Raw genomic sequence first — 7690 nt, 5'->3', positions numbered from 1 at the left:
CAGAAGTTAATTGTAATTATAATGCCTTATTTCCTATTTCCGGTGACATAAGAATGAATGGCGGATCGCTTGTATTACTAAGTGATTTAGCATTTCAACGAGTTGCCAATGTTATTTCTATGGGCAATATAATTGGTAACGATCATAGTGTGTATTTTCATAATTCGATTTCTGAATTAAATTTTCCAAATTTAAATTTGACGGGTGTTAATTTAAGACTTGTAGATGATAATTTATTTAATTCGGCTGTAAGAACAATAGATTGGTCGCCTGATAATAATTATATTGCCGTTGGTAAAACTACGGCTGCCGGAGATGATATAGCAATAGCATATTTTGATGGATCAACATTAACTGTTACTGCCGGTGCAAATATTTCGGATACCGTATACTCAGTAGGCTGGCATCCATATGAAAGTTTTATAGCGGTTGGGCGAGATGCTAACGCAGGTGATGATCTTAAAATTTTTAATTGGAATGTATCTAATGGAACATTTACAGAAGTTTCCGGAATTTCTAGCCCAACTGTAAATTGCCTATCTGTTTCATGGCATCCATGGGGTAATTTTTTAGCCTCCGGTTGGAACTCTGCTGCAGATAGGGTTATAGTCTATCCATTCAATCAAACTACTGGAGCATTAAATTTTGCCGGGCGAATTCTTGCAGGAACTATGCCAAGTGCGAACGTTAGTTCCGGTGATGGCTTAGATTGGGATTACACCGGAAGTTATGTGGCCGCAGGAACATTGAATTCAGCCGGAGCAGAAGTTTTAATTTATTATTTTGATGGATCAACTTTAACATTAACTGCAAATGCCGAAATTGGCCGAGCTGTTAATTGTGTAAGATGGAGAACCAATGATACAAAGTTAGCCATAGGTCTTTCTGCCGGAGCAGAATCTTTTAGAATTTATGAACATAATAGATCTAATGGCTCTTTTACCGAAATTGTAGCATCTCAAATTGGTGAAGCTCAAAATATCAGTAGCATGGATTGGACTACTTCCGGCACTAAAATTTTGATAGGGCTTTCTAATAATGCAAATTCTGAATATCGTATTTATGAATTTAATAATGATAATACATTAAGTTTGGTTGTAGAAACAAATGTAGCCGGAAATGTTAACTCTGTAAGATGGTCAAATGATGATGAGTATTTATCGCGAGGTGACAGTTTATTTTATTTGTCGGTATTTAAACTTGAGACTTCTTTGTATTTTGAAAATGTACGTTTATTTTTTGATACAGATGTAACGTTTAAAACGCCAATTACCTTTTCCGGAAAATGTGGTATACATGGTGCCGGTCATAATTTGCAATTAAATTCCGGGTTTAATTTAAAAGATAATAGTTCTTTAGAAATATATAATTCCAGTTTAAAAAGTATTATAAATAATCCTGTTACTGCAGAAAGTCAAAATAGTTCAATAATTTTAAATAATGTTAATTTAGTTCCAGCCCAAGATATTAATTTTAATACGGGTAAAATTGTTATAACCGGTAATTGTGATTTTATAGGTGAATATAATTTCCATCTTGATAATAATGCAACATTAAGTATAAATCCGACATCATTTTTACATTTAAACAATGGATTTAGTATAGAAGCCGGAAAATCTTCTTATTCTGCTGAATCACCAATTTATTTTTCAGATAACACATCTGAACTTATTTTTGATCAGGGTTTAATTAGATCGATAAATTATGGATTGCAATTTACCAAAGGCAAAATAGTTTCTAAAGGTGTTGCAACATTTGAATCAACTTCTACAGATACTCAAACAGGAATAATTTTTGGTGATGGTACAGCTGCAAACGATGTTGATTTGCTTATATATCCAAGTGCAGAGTTAGCATTGGATGGCGATGTTTTTACATTTGATCAAACAAATGAAAATGCAATTAGTTTTTTATCGAAGCAAGGCCTTGTGAGCTTTAAAAATAATTCTTTTGCATATCTTAAAAAACGTGTTGGATTAAATAATGGATCCTTGGAAGTGACTCCGGATTTTGTATTTTCAACTACATATGGTTTACAGTATCCATTTATAGCAAATAATTTATCAGTTGATGTTGTAGGTGCGTGGTCATATGTTTTGACAGGAACAATTGTAGATCCGATAACAGAATATCTTGATACAAATAATTCATATTTTTTAACAAATGGAGATTCTTATGACAATGTTTATGTTGTTGGAGCTTCTAACTATGTTGGCGGATTTGGAAATTTTTATGGTTCTCTTGAATTAATTGATAGTAATTCAAATTTGGTTTTTAGTCTAAATGGTGAGATTGGTGATATTATTTTAAATGGCGGAGCTATAACCTTAAATAGTGATGTTACTTTTTTATCAATCGGTGGCCAATATTTAACGACAGGTACAGTCGATATTGGGTATCACTCTGTAAACTTTTCTACTGCAGATCAAGTTTTGACCGGAACCATAACATGGAATGGTGAAGGCGGTATTTTAAACTTACGAAAAAATGAAAATTTGTATTCAACTTGGAACATAAATGGGCAGACAATTGTTTATGGTGATGCTTATGATTTTAATTTGCATAATGCAAAAATAAATATTTCGGATCAGGCAATATTAAAATTTAAAAATATTAATTTAATGTTGGATGCAAATTCTACATTTACCATAAATAGCAATGCAAGCTTAATATTTGAAGATAGCACAGTGTTTTTTAATGGATACGAACCATTTTATTTTATAGATGATACGTCAAATATAATTTTGAAAAATTCTACACTTAATTTAAATACTAATTTATTAATTAGAGACGCTTCGATTTTGATACAAGATAATGTAAATTTTTCCGGTAATTATGAATTTACATTTGATTCCAATATGTCCATTAATATAGACGGATACTCGCAATGTAATCTATTAAATGGTGTAATATTGTCCGTTGGGCAAACAACTTCGTGGGAACAATCTAAAATTTTATTTAACGATAGAACTTCAAGTTTAAATTTTGAACAAGGTACTTTAAGTGTTACAGATAGTGGATTGCATCTAACAAAGGGAACAATAAAATGTCAGGGCAGCGCAAATTTTGAAGCGTCTTCTACTAATACTTATTATGGATTAACTTTTGGCGACGGTGTTTTAGGTGATGATGTTTTAATTCAAATATCTCCCGGCGCAAGTTATTCTTTGGACAGCGGTGCATTTATATATAATCAATATAATAATTTAATTTTTGATTTCTTATCGGGATCAGGAATATTAACCGGTCGTTCGGCTGCAAATGTATATATTAAAAGGCAAATGTTAATTCAGGATGGAACGGTACAATTTGAGCCATCATTTTCTATGGATGCTCAAGAAGATAATTTGTATCCAATGATAATTAAAAATGCAAGAACAATTTCTCCAAATTATTTTGATGCTACAGCTACGGAAACTGTAAAAAGTATTGGACTTTATGGTGCTGTTTCAGTTTTGGATCAAGGTGATAAATTATTAATAAATAATGGTACTGTTTATGCAAATACACTTATTGCAAGAGATTCAAATACTATGAGCGGTAATGGAGATTATTATGGTGTTCTTGCTCTGCAGGACGCGAATTCAGAATTATCTTGGGGCGTAAAAGGCTTTGTTCAAGATATAACTCTTAACGGTGGTCTATTTAATTTAGTATCAAACCTAGATTTTAATCCGATTGGCGGACAGTTTTTAACAACAGGAACAATTGATGTTGATGGTCACTATGTAAACTTTTCGATTTTAAATAATCAAACATTATCCGGAAATTTTTATTGGGATGGCACAGGTGGTGGCCTTAGACTTTTAAATGATATGAGTTTTGATGGAATTTGGACTTTTAGTGGAGATGTTACTTTAGATGGCGGTGGCAATACTTTGGATATAACCGCCGGTAAAATATATTTAGTTGATGGGGCTCAATTAAAAGTTAAAAATATAAATCTTATATTGGATACAAATTCTACATTTACAATAAATAGTAATTCAAGATTAACATTTGATAACAGTAATATAACGTTTAATGGCGAAAATCCATTTTATGCTGTAAACGATAGTTCAAATTTAATTTTAAACAATACTGCTTTTGATTTAAATTCAGACATAGTAATTCAAAATGGATCTATTTTAGTAGAAGATGTTGTTAATATTAATGGAAATCATAGTATTATTTTTGATTCAACAGATTCCATAACAATTAATTCACATTCAAATTTGAATTTGATTGATGGAGTTATTTTATCACTTGGTCAGACAACTTCTTGGCAAGAATCTAAACTTTTATTTAAAGACAGTACTTCGAATTTAAATTTTGAAAATGGTACGTTAAAAGTTACCGATCAAGGATTGCATTTAACGAATGGAACAATAAGATGCCAAGGTTTGGCGTCTTTTGATATAGCATCTACAAGCACTTTATATGGTTTAACATTCGGTAACGGAATAATCGGTGACGATGTTGTCATACAAATATATCCGGGTGCTACATTTGCGCTTACATCAGGAGCTATGATTTTTAATCAATACGATAGAAATATATTTGAATTTTTGTCCGATAATGGTGTGCTTTCTATTGGATATTTGACTAAATTATATTTTCAAAGACCAATGTATCTTAGTGCCGGAACTGTAAAAATGCCTACAGCTTTTTTTATGTCTGCACCAAGTGAAAATTTATATCCGGCAATGTTTGAAAATGTTAATGTAAGCCAGCCGGGAATATTTGATGTTAGAGTAACGGAAACTATAAGAAGTGTTGGTTTTGCCGGTGTGAATGTAACGTTGGACAAAAACGATTCATATTTAATTGAAAATGGTTTTGTTTCTACAAATATTACTGTAGCTAGAGATTCTAATATCATAAGGGGAACGGGAGATCTTTATGGTGGATTAACATTGCTTGATAGTAATTCTACTATTTCTTGGGGCTTAATTGGTTTGGCTCCAAATATTACATTAAATGGTGGGCTTGTAGATTTAGTAAAAGATTTAACATTTAATTCTTCAGGCGCACAATTTTTAACAACAGGTACAATAAATTTAAATTCTTATTCGGTAATTTTTCCATCAATAAGTGACTATGTAATAACGTCAACAACAATGTTTAGCGGTGATAGTGGAAAAATAGTTTTGAAAAAAGATTTAGTATTAACATCTACTTGGAATATAAATGGATCTGTAACAATAGATGGCAATGGAAATTATCTTCATATCGATAAAGGTCATATAAATGTACTACAAGATTCAAATTTAGAATTTAAAAATATAGTAATAGCAGGATTAAAAGATAGAAATATAAGTTGTGCAGACGATTCAGCATCAATAACATTAAAAGATTGTATGGTTGGATTGTTTGACGATTTTTATTTTTCAAAAGGATCAATATTTTTTGGTGGAGATACAATTATAGGTACTCCAATACCTGGTGCAAATTATACATTTTATTATGATTCAGCCGGAACAAGTACAATATTTAATGGAGTTACAGTAGAAATTCATGATGGGCAAAGATTATCTATTGGTCGTAAAAATGGAAATTCAAATATTCAGCCGTTAGAATTTATGGGCGATTGCTCTGAATTGTTTTTAAATTCAAGCTCATTAAATATTACATCATCTGGGCTTACATTAACAAAAGGGTTGATAGTAACAAATGCGCAAACACATTTTACAATAGAAAATGCAAAACCTGATTATGGGTTGATAATTGGCGATGGAGTAGATGGTAATGATTTTAGAATAAAAGTAGAAGGCAATGGGTTAAATATAGATAGTGGAACGTTGGTTTATAATAATTATGATTCAACGGATAAAATATATTTTAAGCATCCTGCATCTGTATTAAATATAAATACAACCAAAGGTTTAACATTACAAAGAGATTTATTATTGCAAGATGGACAGCTTGGATTTAATGCATTCAATTCTATAAATTTATTAAATAATTCAATATTGCATGAAGACAATATGATAAATAATATTGCATCACCATATAACGTAAATAGATTTACAGGGCAATTAACATCACAAACAAATTATAATTTATATAATACGGATTATCTTGTTTTGAGTGAAGGTGTTTTACTTGCAAATGTTAATATAAAAGAAAGTTCAGCAAATATATCAGGTGGTGGAAGTATTTTGTTGCCAATTAATATTCAAGATTCAAATGCAACATTAAGTTCGGCCTTTTTGGGTAATTTTTCTTCGAATATAAATTTAAATGGTGGTGATCTTTATCTGAATAGTAATTTAAGTTTTTATGATGATAAATTTATAACAGGGTCTGGAAATATTTATTTAAATAAAAATTCAATATGGTTTGGTGGAACAAATGATTTGCATTTAAGTAATACATTAGATTGGTATAATGCATCTGATATAAATTTAAGAAGTAAGACAATTCTTTCCGGTCGATGGAATTTTAATGGAGAATCTGAATTAAACGGTCACGGAAATATTTTGGATTTAACAACTGGAGGAACGCTTTATTTAAGAAGTGGCGCAACACTTAACATAACTGACGTAATGATTAAAGGTTTAGGAATAAATAAAGGTTGGATAGATTTTGCAGATGATACAGGACAAGTAAATTTATCAAATGTTACAGTAGAACTTGAAGATAGATTTTATACAAACAAATCTGGAATTTATGTTGATGGACCCTCGACATTTATATTAAAAAATTATGATTGGACGTTTGACAATAATGCATCATTGACGGTAGATGGATTAACATTGTGGAAAGATTCTACAATATACGAAGGTCTTGCAGGTAAAGGTGATATAAAATTTGGATCTGGATCTATAGATAATTATTTGAGCTTAGTTTCTAGCGGAACTATACAATATGTTTTAAGTGCAGCATCTGTAAGTGGTTTGCCTGAACAAATTAAAAATAATAGTAATGCAATTATAAATTTATCAACATGTTGTAGATATGTTTCTAATTCAATAGTAACTCATGATAAAGAAATTAGCTGGAACAGTTCAGCGATACTCGCTGGCTTGAAATGCTGTGAAAATAACAGTAACGCAATAGTAAGTTTAAATAATTTAGTTGGTTATGTAAGTTCAGCAACAGTAGAAAATAATCAACAGATAATAAATAACAGTAATGCGATAATAAACTTAAGTTCAGGAAGTGAACTAGCAAAACAGAATTCGAATGCAATAGTAACTCATGATAGAGAAATTAGCTGGAATAGTTCAGCAATAATTGCAGGTTTGGAATGCTGTGAGAATAACAGTAATGCAATAGTAAGTTTGGCTAATGATGTAAGTCATATAAGTTCAGCAACGATACAAAATGATAGTGCAATATCTTGGAACAGTTCAGCGATATTAAATATTGGAAAAGATATAAGTTACATAAGTAGCGCAACAATAAATAATGCAAACAATATTTCATATAATAGCTCAGCAATAATTTCGGGCTTGGAATGTTGTGAGAATAATAGTAATGCGATAGTAAGTTTAAATAATTTAGTTGGTTATGTAAGTTCAGCAACAGTAGAAAATAATCAACAGATAATAAATAACAGTAATGCAATAATAAATTTAAGTTCAGGTAGTGAACTTGCAAAACAGAATTCGAATGCAATAGTAACTCATGATAGAGAAATTAGCTGGAACAGCTCAGCAATAATTGCAGGATTGAAATGCTGTGAGAATAACAGTAATGCAATAGT

The 7690-nt window shown here is 30.8% G+C and carries 1 protein-coding gene; it reads left to right on the top strand.

Going from position 1 to position 7690, the window contains the following annotated elements; translation table 11 throughout:
* The coding region (locus KKE07_05040; GenBank protein ID MBU4270207.1) for a hypothetical protein at positions 1 to 7690 on the top strand (7690 nt) is incomplete at both ends.

The sequence above is a fragment of the Candidatus Dependentiae bacterium genome, assembly GCA_018897535.1.
Lineage (GTDB): Bacteria > Babelota > Babeliae > Babelales > UASB340 > UASB340.
The sequence above is the reverse complement of the archived record's forward strand: the minus strand, read 5'-3'. Positions and strand labels throughout refer to the sequence as shown.